This is a genomic window from Kribbella sp. NPDC056345 (assembly GCF_042262745.1).
Taxonomy (GTDB): Bacteria; Actinomycetota; Actinomycetes; order Propionibacteriales; family Kribbellaceae; genus Kribbella.
Genome location: NZ_JBHJQQ010000008.1, coordinates 201,227 through 216,702, shown reverse-complemented (window position 1 = coordinate 216,702; position 15,476 = coordinate 201,227). Strand labels below are relative to the sequence as shown.

16 protein-coding genes are annotated in these 15,476 nt (G+C 67.8%); 5 read left to right on the top strand and 11 right to left on the bottom strand.

Features of this window, described 5'->3' with window-relative positions; translation table 11 throughout:
- The first annotated feature begins 29 nt into the window (after positions 1-29).
- Positions 30-1,142, top strand: coding sequence for a hypothetical protein (locus tag ACFCV3_RS27620; protein WP_376034609.1), 1,113 nt, complete (start codon positions 30-32; stop codon positions 1,140-1,142).
- Here the strand turns inward: ACFCV3_RS27620 and ACFCV3_RS27615 are convergent.
- From ACFCV3_RS27615 to ACFCV3_RS27595, 5 genes are read right to left on the bottom strand one after another with little or no spacing between them, the layout of a single operon-like run.
- Complete coding sequence (locus ACFCV3_RS27615) at positions 1,121-1,684, bottom strand: hypothetical protein (protein ID WP_376034607.1); 564 nt, start codon at positions 1,682-1,684, stop codon at positions 1,121-1,123. The genes ACFCV3_RS27620 and ACFCV3_RS27615 overlap by 22 nt on opposite strands.
- Before the next feature lie 4 nt (positions 1,685-1,688).
- Positions 1,689-2,588, bottom strand: coding sequence for a zinc metalloprotease HtpX (gene htpX, locus ACFCV3_RS27610; RefSeq protein WP_376034605.1), 900 nt, complete (start codon positions 2,586-2,588; stop codon positions 1,689-1,691).
- Positions 2,589-2,625: 37 nt separating this feature from the next.
- On the bottom strand, positions 2,626-3,153 hold the full coding sequence (locus tag ACFCV3_RS27605; RefSeq protein WP_376034603.1) for a DUF1003 domain-containing protein: 528 nt from the start codon (positions 3,151-3,153) through the stop codon (positions 2,626-2,628).
- The gene (locus ACFCV3_RS27600; RefSeq protein WP_376034601.1) at positions 3,143-4,405 is read right to left on the bottom strand and encodes a magnesium transporter MgtE N-terminal domain-containing protein; all 1,263 of its coding nucleotides are present in this window, start codon (positions 4,403-4,405) and stop codon (positions 3,143-3,145) included. The genes ACFCV3_RS27605 and ACFCV3_RS27600 overlap by 11 nt, the downstream gene beginning before the upstream one ends.
- Positions 4,406-4,429: 24 nt before the next feature.
- Positions 4,430-4,945, bottom strand: a complete 516-nt coding sequence (locus ACFCV3_RS27595; protein WP_376034599.1) for a hypothetical protein — start codon at positions 4,943-4,945, stop codon at positions 4,430-4,432.
- Between the two features lie 98 nt (positions 4,946-5,043).
- Between ACFCV3_RS27595 and ACFCV3_RS27590 the strand changes: the two genes are divergently transcribed.
- Positions 5,044-6,006 carry an HpcH/HpaI aldolase/citrate lyase family protein gene (locus ACFCV3_RS27590; RefSeq protein ID WP_376034597.1) on the top strand — a complete coding sequence of 321 codons (963 nt, stop codon included), beginning with the start codon at positions 5,044-5,046 and terminating at the stop codon, positions 6,004-6,006.
- On the opposite strand, the gene ACFCV3_RS27585 is transcribed toward ACFCV3_RS27590, so the two are convergent.
- From ACFCV3_RS27585 to ACFCV3_RS27565, 5 genes are read right to left on the bottom strand one after another with little or no spacing between them, the layout of a single operon-like run.
- Complete coding sequence (locus ACFCV3_RS27585) at positions 6,003-6,656, bottom strand: peptidylprolyl isomerase (protein WP_376034595.1); 654 nt, start codon at positions 6,654-6,656, stop codon at positions 6,003-6,005. The genes ACFCV3_RS27590 and ACFCV3_RS27585 overlap by 4 nt on opposite strands.
- A 17-nt stretch (positions 6,657-6,673) precedes the next feature.
- Positions 6,674-7,906 carry an NADH:flavin oxidoreductase gene (locus tag ACFCV3_RS27580; RefSeq protein WP_376034593.1) on the bottom strand — a complete coding sequence of 411 codons (1,233 nt, stop codon included), beginning with the start codon at positions 7,904-7,906 and terminating at the stop codon, positions 6,674-6,676.
- 1 nt (position 7,907) lies between these two features.
- Positions 7,908-8,654 carry an acetoacetate decarboxylase family protein gene (locus ACFCV3_RS27575; protein WP_376034592.1) on the bottom strand — a complete coding sequence of 249 codons (747 nt, stop codon included), beginning with the start codon at positions 8,652-8,654 and terminating at the stop codon, positions 7,908-7,910.
- Positions 8,651-9,451 (bottom strand): SDR family NAD(P)-dependent oxidoreductase, encoded by an 801-nt coding sequence (locus tag ACFCV3_RS27570; RefSeq protein ID WP_376034590.1) that lies wholly within the window; start codon positions 9,449-9,451, stop codon positions 8,651-8,653. The genes ACFCV3_RS27575 and ACFCV3_RS27570 overlap by 4 nt, the downstream gene beginning before the upstream one ends.
- On the bottom strand, positions 9,448-10,770 hold the full coding sequence (locus tag ACFCV3_RS27565) for a flavin-containing monooxygenase (protein ID WP_376034588.1): 1,323 nt from the start codon (positions 10,768-10,770) through the stop codon (positions 9,448-9,450). Before ACFCV3_RS27565 ends, ACFCV3_RS27570 begins: the two co-directional genes overlap by 4 nt.
- An 88-nt stretch (positions 10,771-10,858) precedes the next feature.
- Between ACFCV3_RS27565 and ACFCV3_RS27560 the strand changes: the two genes are divergently transcribed.
- The 3 genes from ACFCV3_RS27560 to ACFCV3_RS27550 all read left to right on the top strand — a co-directional run bounded on the left by ACFCV3_RS27560 (position 10,859) and on the right by ACFCV3_RS27550 (position 14,451).
- Entirely contained in the window at positions 10,859-11,491 is a 633-nt protein-coding gene (locus tag ACFCV3_RS27560; protein WP_376034586.1) for a TetR/AcrR family transcriptional regulator, read from the top strand.
- An 88-nt stretch (positions 11,492-11,579) separates the two neighbouring features.
- Positions 11,580-13,145 (top strand): serine/threonine-protein kinase, encoded by a 1,566-nt coding sequence (locus ACFCV3_RS27555; RefSeq protein ID WP_376034584.1) that lies wholly within the window; start codon positions 11,580-11,582, stop codon positions 13,143-13,145.
- Between the two features lie 115 nt (positions 13,146-13,260).
- The gene (locus ACFCV3_RS27550) at positions 13,261-14,451 is read left to right on the top strand and encodes an acyl-CoA dehydrogenase family protein (RefSeq protein ID WP_376034582.1); all 1,191 of its coding nucleotides are present in this window, start codon (positions 13,261-13,263) and stop codon (positions 14,449-14,451) included.
- On the opposite strand, the gene ACFCV3_RS27545 is transcribed toward ACFCV3_RS27550, so the two are convergent.
- Positions 14,448-15,473 (bottom strand): ArsR/SmtB family transcription factor, encoded by a 1,026-nt coding sequence (locus ACFCV3_RS27545; protein ID WP_376034580.1) that lies wholly within the window; start codon positions 15,471-15,473, stop codon positions 14,448-14,450. The two genes, ACFCV3_RS27550 and ACFCV3_RS27545, sit on opposite strands and share 4 nt — an antisense overlap.
- Positions 15,474-15,476 lie beyond the last annotated feature (3 nt).

Sequence of the window (15,476 nt, the reverse complement as noted above, 5' to 3'; positions counted from 1 at the left end):
AAGGATCCGCCCGTCCTTGAGGAGATCGCATGAGGCCCTCCCGCCAGACCACACTCAGCTTGCTCGCCGCCCTCGCCGTCGCCGGAGTCGCAGGAATCGCCACCACCGCGATGGCCCAGCCCGCCGAACCGAGATCCCCCGTCGTCAGCGCGACCGATGTCGACGGTGACGCACTGCCGGACGACTGGGAACGCAACGGGTACGACGCCAACGGGGACGGCATCGTCGATGTCGACCTACCGGCGATGGGCGCGAGCCCGGATCAGAAGGATCTCTTCGTCGAGGTCGACCACATGGCCGGCTTCCTCGGACCGATCACGGCGTTCGACCGCGCGGTCGAGGTCTACGCGACCGCGCCGGTGTCGAATCCGAACGGCAGCACCGGGATCCGGCTCCACGTCGACCTCGGACCGGCCGGAGGAACGAAGTACAACCTGGGCGGTGGGAACGAGGTGCCCCATGCCGCCAGTCTGAATACGTCCCAGGTGTATGCGGCCAAGGCCACCCACCAGACCGCAGCCCGGGCAGCGGTCTTCCACTACTTCCTCTACATGGACCGGTACAACAACGGCTGCGGCGGCTACGCGTTCGGCGTACCGGGTGATCTGGCCATCGTCGCGATGAGTCCGGTGTGCACGAACCCGACCGAGAACACCTGGACCGGCGTCTTCATCCACGAGTTCGGCCACCTGCTCGGGCTGCACCACGGCGGCGCCGACGCCACCAACTTCAAACCCAACTACCTGAGCGTGATGAACTACGCCTTCAGCAACCGCGGCGTACTGCGTGCCGACGGCAGCAGCCCGTACTTCGGCTACCAGGAGTTCGCCCTGCCGCCCTTGAGCGAGACAAGCCTGTCCGAGCCGCGCGGTCTCGGCACACCCTCAGCCGATGAGTGGCGCACCATCTACGAGTGCCCGAGTGGTACTCAGACCACCAGCGGACCGGCCGGCCAGCCGATCGACTGGAACTGTGATGGCGACACCACCGACACCGCTGCCCAGGTCGACCTCAACAACGACGGCCAACTCACCCAGCTCAACAGTCACGCCGACTGGTACGCACTCCGGTACGGCGGGGGCGCGGTCGGCGACCCGGTCGGAACCGCACCGCGAGCGGTTCAGAGGCCGGGGGCACCGTAAACGGGGAACCAACGAGCGAGATCGGATTCGAGCCGCAGATCGGTCCCGAGCAGGGACTTGATCTGCAGCTCGGATGCGTTGTCCCGACGGTCGGCGCCGACCGGGACGAACGGATACCAGGAGCCGCGCTTGTAGAGGTAGACCAAGCCGAGTGACTTCGACCCGTTGCTGAAGTTCACCAGAGTGCACAGCAGCGCGGAGCCGAAACCTGCATCGACGAGGGACGTGTTGACCCCGTGCAGGTCGGTGACGAGGCCCTCGAGGTTGTCCGGAGTGGTCTCGCGGACCAGCCAGGTGAAGCCGTAGGAGTCGGTGACGGAGGAGAACTTTCCGTTGTCGAGGGCAAGTAACTTGTCGACCTCCGCCCGCAGCGCGGTGAACCCACCGCCCTCCGCGGACTTGAAGCAGACCGATCCGGTGCCGGTCGGGTGGTAGCCGCCAGCGGTCTCCAGAGTGATCGCTGCGGACGGCAGCGAGAACAGCTGATCGAGGTTCGGCGGGACCGCTTTGCTGCGGCCGAGCAAGATGTCGAGGAAACCCATAGCCCTAAGCCTGCTCGCCCAGCTCGCGGGACAGCACACCGAGCCGGTCGAGGCGTGTCTCCAGCGGCGGGTGGGTGGAGAACAGCGACGACAGTGAGACGCCCTTGCCGGAGATGGCCGGGGCGAAGAAGAACGCGTTGAACGCCTCCGCCTGGCGCAGGTCGCGCGACGGTATTCGCGCGATGTCCCCACTGATCTTCGTCAACGCCGAAGCCAAAGCTGATGGACGACCAGTCAGTATGGCGCCCGCCCGATCCGCCGCCAGTTCGCGGTACCGCGAGAGGGCGCGGGTGAGCAGGAACGAGATCGCGTAGACCGCGGCCGAGACCGCGACGATGGTCAGCACGATGACGGCCGTGTTCTGGTCCCGCCGCCCGCCGAGCCCGCTGTAGAGCCCGAAGCGAGTGATCAACCCGGCCAGTACGCCGAGGAACGACGCGACCGTCATCACCGCCACATCGCGGTGCGCGACATGGGACAGCTCGTGCGACAGCACGCCCTCGAGCTCGTCCGCATCCAGCCGGCGCATGATCCCGGTGGTCACGCAGACCACCGCGTTCTTCGGGTTGCGCCCGGTGGCGAATGCATTCGGCAGGTCGACATCGGCGATCGCGACCCGTGGCTTCGGCATGTCGGCCAGCGCGCACAGGCGGTCGATCGCGCCGTGCAGCTGCGGTGCCTCCTCCGGCGTGACGATCTTGCCGCCCATCGCGTAGAGCGCGATCTTGTCGGAGAAGAAGTACTGCACGAACAGCGCGCCACCGGCGATCACGATCGCGATCGCCGCGCTCTTCGTCACCGCGATCAGGGCCGCGACGAAGCCGACGTACAGCAGACCCAGCAGGAAGCTCGTCACGAGCATCCGGCGGTTCAGCTTCTTGTCGGGAGCGAATCTGGTCTTCATCTGGCCTTCCCTCACTGGCACTGCCCTGCCACCGAGATTAGCGCGGCCCCAAAGGAGCCTCGCGGTCCAGCTCGGCAAGCAGGGATCTGAGCTCGGACCGCAGGAAGTCGCGGGTCGCGACCTCGCCGACCGCCATCCGCAGCGACGCCATCTCGCGGGCCAGGAACTCCATGTCCGCGCGGGTCCGGGTATCGATGTCGCGGTCCCGCTCGTACTGGACGCGGTCGCGGGCCTCCTGCCGGTTCTGCGCGAGCAGGATCAGCGGAGCGGCGTACGACGCCTGCAGGCTGAGCGCGAGGGTGAGGAAGATGAACGGGTAGGTGTCGAACCGCAGGTTCTCCGGCGCGACGATGTTCCAGACCACCCAGAACACGATCGTCGCGGTCATGTAGACCAGGAACTGCCCGGTGCCGAGGAACCGCGCGATCCGCTCCGACAGCCGCCCGAACGCATCGGCGTCGTACGCGGACCGGAGGGCGATCGTGCGGCGTAGCTCCCGCGGGATGTCCAGGCGGTTGGCATTGCGCGAGCGCCGGTCGTCGGTACTGCGGTCATCACGAGCCATCGTGGTCCACCTCCTGCGGGTGATCGGTTTCGCGCCAGTCAGAGGGCAGCAGATGATCCAGTACGTCGTCGACGGTGACTGCGCCGAGTAGTCGGCCCTCGTCGTCGAGCACTGGTGCCGCAACCAAGTTGTACGTCGCCAAGTACTTGCTGACCGCTACCAGGCTGTCGTCCGGCCGCAGTCCGTCCAGATCGGTGTCCAGAGCGGCAGACACCAGCTCCGACGGCGGTTCGCGGAGCAGACGCTGGATGTGGCCGACTCCGATGAACCGTCCGGTCGGAGTCTCCAGTGGTGGCCGGCAGACGTAGATCATCGCGGCCAGTGCCGGACTGAGCTCGGCATTCCGGACATGAGCGAGTGCGTCGGCCACAGTCGCGTCCACCGGCAGGATGACTGGCTCTGACGTCATCAGACCACCAGCAGTACGCTCCTCGTACGTGAGCAGCCGCCGCACGTCCTCAGCCTCGTCCGGCTCCATCAGCGTCAGCAGCCGCTCTGCGGTCTCGGTCGGCAGCTCGGCGATCAGGTCGGCCGCATCGTCCGGTGACATCTCCTCCAGTACGTCGGCAGCCCGCTCGGTGTCCAGACCGGCCAGGATCTCCACCTGGTCGTCCTCAGGCAGCTCCTCGAGTACGTCGGCCAGCCGCTCGTCGTTGAGTGCCGCAGCGATCTCTTTACGCCGCTTGGGCGACAGGTCATGCAGTACGGCGGCCAGGTCGGCTGCACGCATCGAGTCGAACGCAGCCAGGATGTGCGTGGCCCCCTGGCCTTCCTCGACCTGGGCGAACCCGCTCACCTCGGACCAGTCGAGCACATGCGACTGCCCGCGACGCCGGAACCGCTTGCTGCCTTCGCGGACCGCCACCTTCGACAGCACCCAGTCCTTGGTCCGCCACTGCTCCATGGCCATGTCGAACACCACACCGGTCGTCTCGGTCTCCCGAACGGTGACAGTGCGGTCCAGCATCTCGCCCAGCACCAGGATCTCGGTGGCGCGCTGCTCGAAGCGCCGCATGTTCACCAGACCGGTCGTGATCACGTGCCCGACGTCGACCGAGGTCACCCGGGTCATCGGCACGAAGATGCGGCGCCGGGCGAACACCTCCACCACCAGCCCGAGCACCCGCGGCGGCTGCGTACCCTGCCGCAGCATCGCGACCACATCCCGCACCTTGCCGACCTGATCCCCGTTGGGGTCGTAAACAGGCAGACCGGCCAGCCGTGCGACATAGACGCGCGTGGGTCCACTCATGACCGAAGGCTAACCCGCAGGGCTTCAGCTCAACTTGCGACGCCGACTGACGCGCCGGTGCAGCGTGATCGGTTTACGACCTCTGGTGGTGGCCGGTGTCTCAGTCGGTGTCTCGTACGGCGATGCTCCGCTGAAGCCGGTGATCTCACCAGTGGGCTCCAGAACCAGGATGTCGGCCTCGGACCGCCACCGCTCCAGCTGAGTGTCCAGTCCGGCCGCATTGAGCCGTTCGGTCCGCAGAACCAGCGCTGCAGCCGTCCACTCCTCGGTCCCCGGCTGCAACCGCCGTACCGTCGCCTGCCAGCTGGACAGCCGGTTGGTGGCCGGTTTGGCCGGTACGACGACCTCCGCGCTACCCGCCGTGGCCAGCCCGGGCAACGGCTGCTCCGCACTACCGTCAGCATCCGCCAGTACGACGTACTGGCCGTCGACCGTGGCGAACCACGCCGGTGCGGGTCGTCCGCCGCCCCAGGTCAGCCAAACGAGCCCGGCCTTTTTCATGACGGTGGCGATCTCGGTCACAGCCTCCTCGCGGTTCACGGCACCAGGGTGTCACAGTGAGCGATGTCACCGGGCACTGTGACGACGTTTCGCCGTACGCTGCCGGTGACCGGTGAGTAACCAAGGAGGTCGGGCGAATGTCTGAGCAGGTGCTGCGAAGCAGAAGGTCGTGTCTGGCCACCCCGGGGTCGAACCCGCGGTTCCTGGCCAAGGCGAAAGGGCTGGACGCCGACCAGGTGTTCCTCGACCTGGAGGACTCGGTCGCACCGATCGCCAAGGTGGACGCCCGCAAGAACATCGTGGCGGCGCTCAACGAGGGCGGCTGGGGGAACAAGGTCCGCGTGGTCCGGGTGAACGACTGGACCACCGAGTGGACCTACGCGGACGTGATCGAGGTCGTCGGCGGCGCCGGCGCGAACCTGGACTGCATCATGCTGCCGAAGGTGCAGACCGCCGAGCAGGTGGTCGCCCTGGACCTGCTGCTCACCCAGATCGAGAAGGTGCACGGCTACGAGCCGGGCCGGATCGGGATCGAGGCGCAGATCGAGAACGCCCTCGGCCTGACCAACGTGAACGCGATCGCGGCCGCCTCGCCGCGGGTCGAGACGATCATCTTCGGCCCGGCCGACTTCATGGCCTCGATCAACATGAAGTCGCTCGTGGTCGGCGAGCAGCCGCCCGGGTACGACGTCGGCGACGCCTACCACTACATCCTGATGCAGATCCTGATGGCGGCCCGCGCCTACGGCAAGCAGGCCATCGACGGCCCGTACCTGCAGATCAAGGACGTCGACGGTTTCCGCCGCGTGGCCGGCCGCTCGGCCGCCCTCGGCTTCGACGGCAAGTGGGTCCTGCACCCGGACCAGATCGCCGCCGCCAACGAGGTCTACTCCCCGCGCCAGGAGGACTACGACCACTCCGAGAACATCCTCGACGCCTACGACCACTACACCTCGGCCGCCGGCGGCGCCCGCGGTGCGGTGATGCTCGGCGACGAGATGATCGACGAGGCCTCCCGCAAGATGGCCCTCGTCATCTCCGCCAAGGGCCGCGCGGCCGGCATGACCCGCACGGACCCCTGGCAGCCTCCGACCGACTAGAGCGACAGCACCTTCAGGATGCGGATCGGGCGGACCGGCGGGCCGTCCTGGTCGGGGTCGGCGATGCCGGCCTTGACCATCCGGTCGAACGTCGGCATGCCGGCGATCACCTGGCCGAGGACGGTGTAGTTCGGCGCGATGTTGGCGAACGAGTGCACGACGAAGAACTCGCTGCCGTTCGTCCCGGGCCCTTGGTTGCCGTAGGCAACGGTGCCGCGCGGGTAGGTCTCCTTGCCGGTGACCTCGTCGGGGAACTTGTACCCCGGTCCGCCCTCCTCCTGGCGGTAGATGTCACCGCACTGCAGGACGCCGAGCCGGGCCGAGTTCGTCAGCCGGAAGCACTGGGTGGCGTCGTAGAACCGGCTCTTCACCAGGTGCACGAAGTTCGAGACGCCGCAGGGCGCGTTCGCCCGGTCCATCCGGACCACGAACGAGCCGTAGTTGGTGAAGAAGAGCACGTCGACCGTGCCGCGCGCCTTCGCGATCGGCGACGGCAGCCGAACCGGCTTGGCCGCCGGGTTCTCAGGCGTCGGGGTGAACTCGCACCGGACGACCGGCTTCGGATGTGAAACCGGTGCAGCCGAAGCAGTGGCGGTGAACGTCGTTCCGAGCAGGGTGGCCGCGATCACGGCGGCAAACGTTCGCTTCATGGGCACACGGTAATACCTCAGCGGGGGATCGTGGCCTGTCTGGCGGCGGCCTTGGTGAGGCGGGTGGCAGCGCGCGCGATGGTGTGGGCTCCCGGATGACGCTGTGGAGTCTTGCCCGCGGTGATGCGGTGGATCTGGGCGTTGTGCCAGGCGAGCTCGAGGTAGCCGTCGAGCGGCCGATAGCCGGTACGGCGGGGGCCGCGGGGGAGCGTGGGCCGTTCGCCGGCCAGGATGCGGGCCGGGTAGTTGGGGACGAAGGTCATGGGCCGGCCGAGCCCGATCACGTCGACGGTTCCGTTGCTGACCAGGGTGCTCATGTGGGCGGGAGTACGCAGCCCGCCCGTCAGCATGATCGGGAGATCGGTGTGCGCCCGGAGTTGTTCGGCGAACTCGGCGAAGTAGGCCTCGTGCGGCCGGTCTTCCTGGCCGCGGGCGACACCCGTCATGGCGGGTGCTTCGTAGCCACCGCCGCTGATCTCGAGCAGGTCGATACCGGCGGCCGCAAGAGCGAGGGCGACCTCGAGTGCGTCACCGGTGCCGAAGCCGCCGTGGGTGAAGTCGCGGGAGTTGAGCTTGACCGCGATCGGCTGATCCGAGCCGATGGTCCCGCGGACGGCGCTGACGACATCGAGGAGGAGTCGCATGCGTCGCTCGGGGTCGCCGCCCCAGGCATCCTCGCGGTGGTTGGAGAGCGGGGACAGGAACTGCGAGAGCAGATAGCCATGCGCGGCGTGGATCTGCACTCCGTCGAAGCCGCCCGCCATGGCGAGCTCGGCGGTGCGCGCGAAGCGGCCGATCAGTACGTCGATGTCACCGGCCGTCAGAGTCCGCGGCTTCCGGATGTTGTACCCGGGGACGGTACTGCGAATCGCGGTCGGCGCGACGGGCCGCTTGTCGAAGGGGGCGACGGCGACTTTGCCCGGGTGGTTGATCTGCATCCAGACCTGTGCGCCGCCCTCTTTGGCGGCGCCGGCCCAGGCGCGGATGCCATCGAGGTCGCGGGCATCGTCGAGGATCACGTTGCCGGGTTCGGTGAGCGCGTCGCGGTCGATCATCACGTTGCCGGTGATCAGGAGACCGGCTCCGCTGCGGCCCCAGACGGCGTACAGGCGGTGCAGTTTGTCGGTGGTGGTGCCGTCGCGCTGGGCGAGCTGCTCGCTCATCGCCGCCTTGGCGATGCGGTTGGGCAGGACTGCGCCGCAGGGCAACTGCAGAGTGGTGGCCAGCGTGGTGGTGACTGTGTCGGTCATGTCAGAGCACTCTCGGTCGGAGGTGGGTTACGGCGTACAGCGGCGTGAGCGGCCGCAAAGGCAGGGGTGGACGAGCGGCCGCGAGATCGACCCGATGCAACCGGGCCTCGAGGACACGGCCGAGCCCCATCAGGTGCAGCGGGTCGCGGTCAGAGCCGCCGACGGTGAGGTTGAGGTCGACTCGGCGGGTTTCGATGGGATGTTCGACGGGGGTGAACGCGACGATCCGCGGCAAGCTCAGTCCGAGAGTTCCGGTGACGTTGCGATGTGGCCGGCCGAGGATCGGCGGCGCGTCGGAGATCCGGTCGCCGAGCGTGCCGCTCATGGTGATCAGGCCGGTACCGCGCCGGGAGGCCTGGGCCTGGATGCGGTCGCCGTCGAGACTCCAGGTGATCTCGCCCAGCTTCTTCGGGTAGCCGAGCAGTTCGCGGCCGAGGATGAGGGCGACATCGTCGTCGAGAATCATCCAGGGACAGTGGATTCCGGTACCGCGCCTGGTCTTGATGTGCACGAACAGTCCGGCCTCGTGGTAGACGGAACCGTAACTGCACTCGGGAAACCAGGCGCAGAACAGATCCGCGCGCGCCGGCTCGGCGAGCCGGATGCCGGTGGGCAGCCAGCGGCGCATCACGGCGGGATCGACCTCGACGGTGGCGGCCAGGTAGTGCGCGTCGCGATACAGCATGCGCCGGGGTGACGCGAGTCGGCGCAATCGGCGGAGCCCGTCGCGGGCGCTGGGTGTATTCATCGCAGGCCGCCGTAGATCCGGCCGAGGATCGGAACGACGAGGCTGCGCGGGCTGTACTGCCCGATCAGGCCCTGCAGCTTGGCGACAGGGCCCGGTACGACGCGGCGGCGGCCGGCGGCGATCCCGCGAATCGCGGCTTCTGCGGCCTGCTCGGCCGACACCCAGGCGAAGCCGGGCAGCAGTTTCTCGATCCGGCCGAGGTGGGAGACCTCGGCGAACTCGGTACGCACCGGGCCGGGAGCGAGCAGTGTGCACGAGACGCCGGTGCCCGCGAGTTCGCCGTACAGGGATTCGGCCAGGGTGTTCGCGAAGGCCTTACCAGCGGCGTACGTCGCGTTGTACGGGCTCGGCTGGTTGCCCGCGGTGGAGCCGGTCACCAGGATCGCGCCGTTGCCTCGGGCAACCAGATTGGGAAGGAGGCCCAGCAGCAGGTCGTGGACGGCGACGACGTTGACTGCGACCTGCTCGCGTTCGCGGGCCGGGTCCAGCTCGTGCAGTGCGCCGTAGGTGGCGAAGCCGGCGTTCAGGCAGAGCAAACTGACGTCGAGCTTGGTCAGTCTGGTGACCAGCTCGTGCAGGTCCGCGGCGTCGGCCAGGTCGCACGGTTCGATGTCCACGGTGACCAGGTACCTGGCGCTGAGTCGTCGGGCGAGCTCGGTGAGCCGGTCCTCGCGACGGGCGACCAGGACCAGGGAGTGGCCGCGCCGCGCCAGACTCTCGGCCAGAGCTTGGCCGATTCCGCTGGAGGCACCGGTGATGACCGCGCGGGCTGTCGGGGATGGTGTGGGCAGGCTCATGCGGCCAGCTCCTCGCTCGTGCGACGGGTGGGCAGGCGGCTGATCCGGTTCTCGTCGGTCCGCTGGGCCGCCAGCAGGCGCAGTACGAGGCGGGCGAGTTTGATCCGGCCGAGGATCTCGGCCGAGCCGGCGAGGATCGACGACCGGGCCGGTGTCCACCGTGCGATCACGTCGGACAGTGGCTCATCGAACTTGTCCTGGGCGGCGAGCGCTTCGGCCAGGAACTTGGCGCCGTGGGAGATGATCCGGCCGGCGCCCGAGCGGGGAGCGACCAGACCGTAGATGTAGAGGTTGGCGTAGCGCGGAACCAGTACATGCTCGACCAGCATCGGCTGACCGTGCTCCCAGACGAACATCGACTCGTCCAGCATCGGGAACCTGGTGTGGAAACCCGTGGCCCACACGATGGTGTCGTAGTCGCCGTGGCTGCCGTCGGTGAAGTGGACGGTTGATCCGTCGAAGCGTTCGATCTCCGGGCGAGGCCGGACCTTGCCGTGCTGCAAGGCGTACATCAGCGAGGAGTTGATCGTGACGTCCTTGGTGAACAGCTTATGGTCCGGTCTCGGCAGGCCGTAGCGGCGATAGTCGCCGTACGACAGCCGCAGCAGCTGCTTGAACGCGAAACGCTGCACGGGCATCGGCATCCACACGCGGTCCAGATCGGAGGCTGGGATCCCGAAGATCGCTTTCGGGATGAACCAGTAACCGCGCCGGATCGACAGCTCCGAGGTGCCGAACGTCGCGGCGGCCTCGACCGCGATGTCGCTGGCCGAGTTGCCGGCGCCGACAACCAGGACCCGCCCGCCGGGGCCGAAGTCGTCGGGCCGCTTGTAGTCCTTGGAATGCAGCTGGCGGCCGGTGAACTCGCCCGGGTACGACGGGAGGTTGCGCTCCCAGTAGTGCCCGTTGGCGACGGCGACCGCCCGGTACCGCCGGACCTCGCCGGTGCTCAGTTCGACGTGCCACCCGGCCATGCCGGTGCTGTCGACCGGGCGTACGGAGGTCGCCTCGGTGTTGAACTCGATGTGGTCGGCCAGTCCGAAGCGCTCGACGTAGGACTCCAGGTACGCGAGCATCTGCGCCGCGCTCGGGAACGTCGGATACTCCGGCGGCATCGGGTGTTCGACGTACTGGGTCGACTGCTTCGAGCTGATCAGGTGGGTCGAGTCGTACACCCCGTGCGACCAGTTGCCGCCGATCCGGCCGGTCGCCTCGAGCTGGTCGTACGCGATCCCGGCCCGCTTCAGCGCGCCGGCCAGACCGTTGCCGACATAGCCGGCCCCGATCACACACACCTTGTCGCTGCGGTCCTCGACCATCGTTCCGCCTTTCCTACACTCACTGTAGCTACACTAGGTGTAACATTCCTCCGAGGAGTGTTCGACTGTCAAGCCCTCTGGAGTGGTGATGAGCGACACGCAGCATCGGCCGAAGCGGCCCTACGCGCCCCGGATGGCCCCTGAGCAACGCCGTGAGCAGCTCCTCGACGCCGTGCTCCGGGTGATCGTCACCGAGGGCGTGCACAAGGTCTCGATGGACAGCGTCGCCAAGGAGGCCGGCGTGACCAGGCCGGTCGTCTACGGGCACTTCACCGACAGCAACGCGCTGCTCAGGGCGTCGCTGGAGCGGGAGCAGGCAGGCGCACTGGAGCAGCTGCTCGCCGTCCTGCCCAGCTCCCGGGACATCCCACCAGGCGAAGCCGCGGTCCAGTCACTGGCGAAGTTCCTGGCCGCGGTCCAGGCGGCACCGGATCGCTGGCGTGCGATCTTCTCGCTCGCCGACTCCAGTACGCCGGCCTTCCGGGCCAGGGTCGAGGCGGGACGCCAACTGGTCATCGCGGCCTTCGAAGAGCTGGTCCACTGGGGTGTCCGCGAGGGCCTCGATCCCGGGACGGACGTCGAGATGCTCGCTCGTGGTCTGTTCGCCGTCTTCTGGGACGCCGGTCGCCTCGTGCTGGCCGAACCTGATGCGTTCCCCGCCGAGCGCATCGTCGCCTTCGCCCAGCACACCGTCGGCCTCTACCTGCGACCCAACGGTTGATTGAGCTTTACAAGGAATTTGCCGTGGACTCGATCTGATCGCCGCGGCCGCCTAAGGTAAGGCGGTCCGCTGCGGAAGGTGTTTGTTTGTGAACGGCGAGGTACTGGCAGGGCGCTACCGATTGCTCACCCTTTTGGGGCGAGGTGGTGCGGGTGAGGTCTGGCAGGCCGAAGACGTCGTCCTCGACCGTCAGGTGGCGGTCAAGCTGCTGCGGAGTCTCGACGGCGACCCGATGGACGCGGTGGCGCGGTTCCAGGCCGAGGCGCAGGCAGCTGCCCGGCTGATGCATCCGAACGTTGTCGCGACGTACGACGTCGGTGCGGCCGACGACCGGGTCTTCCTGGTGATGGAGCTGGTCTCCGGGCCGGATCTCGCCCAGCTGATGCGTACGGCGGGGCTGCCGAGCGCCAAGCTGGTTGCGGACATCGCCGTACAGGGCGCCCGCGCGCTGGACGCCGCCCACGCGGCCGGCATCGTGCACCGCGACGTGAAGCCGGGGAACCTGCTGCTGGCGCCGGACGGCACGCTGAAGATCACCGACTTCGGTATCGCCAAGCGGGCTGGTGGCGAAACCACCGCGCTCGGAGTCCTGCTCGGCACCGCGTCCTACGTATCGCCGGAGCAGGTGACTGGCGGCGCAGCCACGCCGGCCAGCGACTGGTACTCACTCGGCTGCGTCCTCTACGAACTGCTCGCCGGTACGCCGCCCTTCACCGGAGCGACCGTGGAAACGGTCATGCGGCAGCACCTGGAGTCGCAGCCCGCACCCATCATGCGCAACGACGTCACCCCGGCGCTGGCGGCGCTGGTGATGCGACTGCTCGCCAAGAACCCCGCAGACCGCCCAGCCTCAGCTGCCGACGTCACAGCCCTCCTGAACTCCACTGCACACAACGAAACCCAGGCAATCGCCCTCCCACCGATCAGCAACGCCACCCAGGTACTGCCGGCCACCGTGCTGGGGGTGGGGAGGTGGGAGGAAGAGGCCGCCACCGAGCCAGCCCGCGCGAGCGCCTACGCGGATGCGCCCCACTCCGACGCGCAGCACCCGGATCCGTCCAATCACGCGCGCCCCCGGCGCTCCCTTCCGTTTGCGAAGGTGATTGCGGCGATGGCCGTCGTACTGGCTGCTGCTGTTGGTGTGGCGTTGCTCAAGGAGGGCGTGAAGGGCGACCCGGCCGCCCAGGCCGGCGGGACGCCGTCGGCACTGGTGACCAAGGTGACTGCGTCGAGCAAGCCGAAGCCCACTGCGACGCCGACTCCGACGCCGAAGCCCACCAAGACACCGACGAAGACGCCGACCAAGAAGCCGACGAAGAAGCCCGACCAGTACCCGCACGTCGTCGCGCAGCTGCGGCAGTTGGCCGACAAGGTTCGCAAGAGCGGTCAGAACCAGCCTCAGTGGCCCGGTCAGAACCAGCCGAAGAGCAAGGCGCCGGGCCTGGCTGCGCGCGACCTGGACCAGGCGGCCGAGCAGTTGGCCCGGGGCGATGTCGATGCGGCCCGGAACAACTACGACGACGCCAAGAAGCGCCTGGTCGAGGCTCAGCGGGAGCGCCGCTGGCAGCCGACCGCGGAGATCTACATCGGGTTCGCTCAGCTCGACCGGTCGATGCCGCAGGGTGACGACGGCGACAACGACGGCGACGAGTGAGGTAGGCGACGCCGATCGGGTGGCCGGTGTCACAGCGGGTGTCGGCGCTGTCCCGGGATGCTGAAAACCGCAATACTCACGAGTAGCGGCAACCGGCACCCCGAGGAGATCAAGCGTGAGCAGACTGCAGCAGACCGAGGGGCTGACCGATATTCAGGAGGAGATCCTGAAGACGGTCCGCGCGTTCGTCGAGTCCGAGATCCTCCCGGTCGCCACCGAGCTGGAGCACAAGGACGAGTACCCGACGGCGATCGTCGAAGGGCTCAAGGAGCTCGGCCTGTTCGGGCTGATGATTCCCGAGGAGTACGGCGGTCTGGGCGAGTCGCTGCTCACCTACGCGCTCTGTGTCGAGGAGATCGCGCGCGGCTGGATGAGCGTCTCCGGCATCATCAACACGCACTTCATCGTCGCGTACATGCTGCTCCAGCACGGGACCGACGAGCAGAAGCAGAAGTATCTGCCGCGGATGGCCACCGGTGACGTGCGGGGTGCGTTCTCGATGTCCGAGCCGGGCTGTGGCTCCGACGTCGCCGCGATCAAGACCAAGGCCGTCCGCGACGGTGACCTGTACACGATCAACGGCCAGAAGATGTGGCTGACCAACGGCGGCTCGTCGAACCTGGTGGCGGTGCTGGTCAAGACCGACGAGGGGCAGGAGTCGGTCTACAAGAACATGACCACGTTCCTGGTCGAGAAGGAGCCGGGCTTCGGCGAGGTCGACAAGGGCCTCACGGTGCCGGGCAAGATCGAGAAGATGGGCTACAAGGGCGTCGACACGACCGAGCTGATCTTCGACGGGTACTCCATCGGCGCCGACCAGATCCTGGGTGGCGTTCCTGGTAAGGGTTTCTACCAGATGATGGACGGCGTCGAGGTCGGCCGGGTGAACGTCGCGGCGCGTGGTTGCGGAGTGGCCCGGCGGGCGTTCGAGCTCGGGATCTCCTACGCGCAGCAGCGGGAGACGTTCGGCAAGAAGATCGCCGAGCACCAGGCAGTGCTGTTCCGGCTGGCCGACATGGCGGTCAAGGTCGAGGCTGCGCACGAGCTGATGGTGAAGGCGGCCCGCAAGAAGGACAGTGGGTCCCGCAACGACTTCGAGGCTGGTGTCGCGAAGTACCTGGCCAGCGAGTACTGCTCGCAGGTGGTGGAGGACTCGTTCCGCATCCACGGCGGCTACGGCTTCTCCAAGGAGTACGAGATCGAGCGGCTCTACCGTGAGGCGCCGATGCTGCTCATCGGCGAAGGCACGGCCGACATCCAGCGGATGATCATCGGCCGCCGCCTGCTGGAGGACTACAAGCTCTAGTTGAGCCGCTCCGCGTCCGGCAGGAAGCCACCGGTCAGGACAGCTTTCCCGAGCAGGGTCAGGTCGTGCTGAACGGACTGACCGGCTCGGCGGGTGGTGATCAGGCCGGCCTCGCGCAGGATGCCGGCCTGACGGCTTGCACCGGCCAGGGAGATCTGGCAGCGCTCGGCCAGCACAGTCGTGGTGCAGCCGCCGGCAATCGCCTCCAGCGCGGCTGCCCTCGTCGTACCGAGTAGGGCGGCCAGTGGTTGGGAGCGGCTCTCGGTGGAAATCCGCCGCAGTGTCCCCGGAGCGTGCTGCACCGGATAGACAATGACCGGCTGCAGTTCCGGGTCGTGCAGCTTGGTCGGAGTCATCCAGCAGAAGACCGCAGGCTGCAGCCGAACGCCACGGCCGTCCAGGTAGACGTCGCGGTCCAAGAAGCCCGAGATCTCCAGTACTGGTGCCTTCCAGCGCACAGACGGGTGCAGGCGGTCCAGTAGCTGCTCCACGCCGGCTCCGGACATGTGACTGACCTGCTGCTGGTGGTCCGCCCGGACCATCGCCCGGATAGAGGCCCAGTACGGCGCGATGGTCTGCCGGTGGTAGTTCCGCAGCGCCTGGCCGAGTCCGTGGATGGCTTCGGTCCGGCCGTAGCCCAGGTCTCGGGTCCACGTGGTCTGCGGGCGCTGCACTGCCAGCAGCTCGAGCTCTTGGCGCAGACGGGTGCGTGAGGTGGACAGGACCCGCTCGAGCCCACTGTCGAAGCTGGTGGACAGTTCTGGCGGGGTCAGGAAGTCGGGGGAGTAGCCGCGTGGAGGCGCCAGTTGGAGGAGGCCGGCCGCGGACCGCGGCAGCACCCGGCGCGCACGCTCTCGCCAGTTGCCGTAGTGGGCCATCCCGTCGCGCCCCTGCAGCTGGTGCAGGCTGAGCAGGACCTCCCACATCGGGTCCGGTTCGTCGGCGAGCGTCGTTCGCGCGATGTCCTGTGCGGTGAAGTGAATGCGCATCAAGGCGTTCGTCCCCTCTCTACAACGCCTCATAGT

What these genes read in the sequence shown, in the direction of transcription:
- ACFCV3_RS27600 (WP_376034601.1), bottom strand. Translation starts at nt 4,405, where the DNA reads ATGAGTGGACCCACGCGCGTCTATGTCGCACGGCTGGCCGGTCTGCCT.
- ACFCV3_RS27585 (WP_376034595.1), bottom strand. Translation starts at nt 6,656, where the DNA reads ATGAAGCGAACGTTTGCCGCCGTGATCGCGGCCACCCTGCTCGGAACG.
- htpX (WP_376034605.1), bottom strand. Translation starts at nt 2,588, where the DNA reads ATGAAGACCAGATTCGCTCCCGACAAGAAGCTGAACCGCCGGATGCTC.
- ACFCV3_RS27580 (WP_376034593.1), bottom strand. Translation starts at nt 7,906, where the DNA reads ATGACCGACACAGTCACCACCACGCTGGCCACCACTCTGCAGTTGCCC.
- ACFCV3_RS27605 (WP_376034603.1), bottom strand. Translation starts at nt 3,153, where the DNA reads ATGGCTCGTGATGACCGCAGTACCGACGACCGGCGCTCGCGCAATGCC.
- ACFCV3_RS27620 (WP_376034609.1), top strand. Translation starts at nt 30, where the DNA reads ATGAGGCCCTCCCGCCAGACCACACTCAGCTTGCTCGCCGCCCTCGCC.
- ACFCV3_RS27545 (WP_376034580.1), bottom strand. Translation starts at nt 15,473, where the DNA reads ATGAGGCGTTGTAGAGAGGGGACGAACGCCTTGATGCGCATTCACTTC.
- ACFCV3_RS27615 (WP_376034607.1), bottom strand. Translation starts at nt 1,684, where the DNA reads ATGGGTTTCCTCGACATCTTGCTCGGCCGCAGCAAAGCGGTCCCGCCG.
- ACFCV3_RS27560 (WP_376034586.1), top strand. Translation starts at nt 10,859, where the DNA reads ATGAGCGACACGCAGCATCGGCCGAAGCGGCCCTACGCGCCCCGGATG.
- ACFCV3_RS27590 (WP_376034597.1), top strand. Translation starts at nt 5,044, where the DNA reads ATGTCTGAGCAGGTGCTGCGAAGCAGAAGGTCGTGTCTGGCCACCCCG.
- ACFCV3_RS27565 (WP_376034588.1), bottom strand. Translation starts at nt 10,770, where the DNA reads ATGGTCGAGGACCGCAGCGACAAGGTGTGTGTGATCGGGGCCGGCTAT.
- ACFCV3_RS27570 (WP_376034590.1), bottom strand. Translation starts at nt 9,451, where the DNA reads ATGAGCCTGCCCACACCATCCCCGACAGCCCGCGCGGTCATCACCGGT.
- ACFCV3_RS27575 (WP_376034592.1), bottom strand. Translation starts at nt 8,654, where the DNA reads ATGAATACACCCAGCGCCCGCGACGGGCTCCGCCGATTGCGCCGACTC.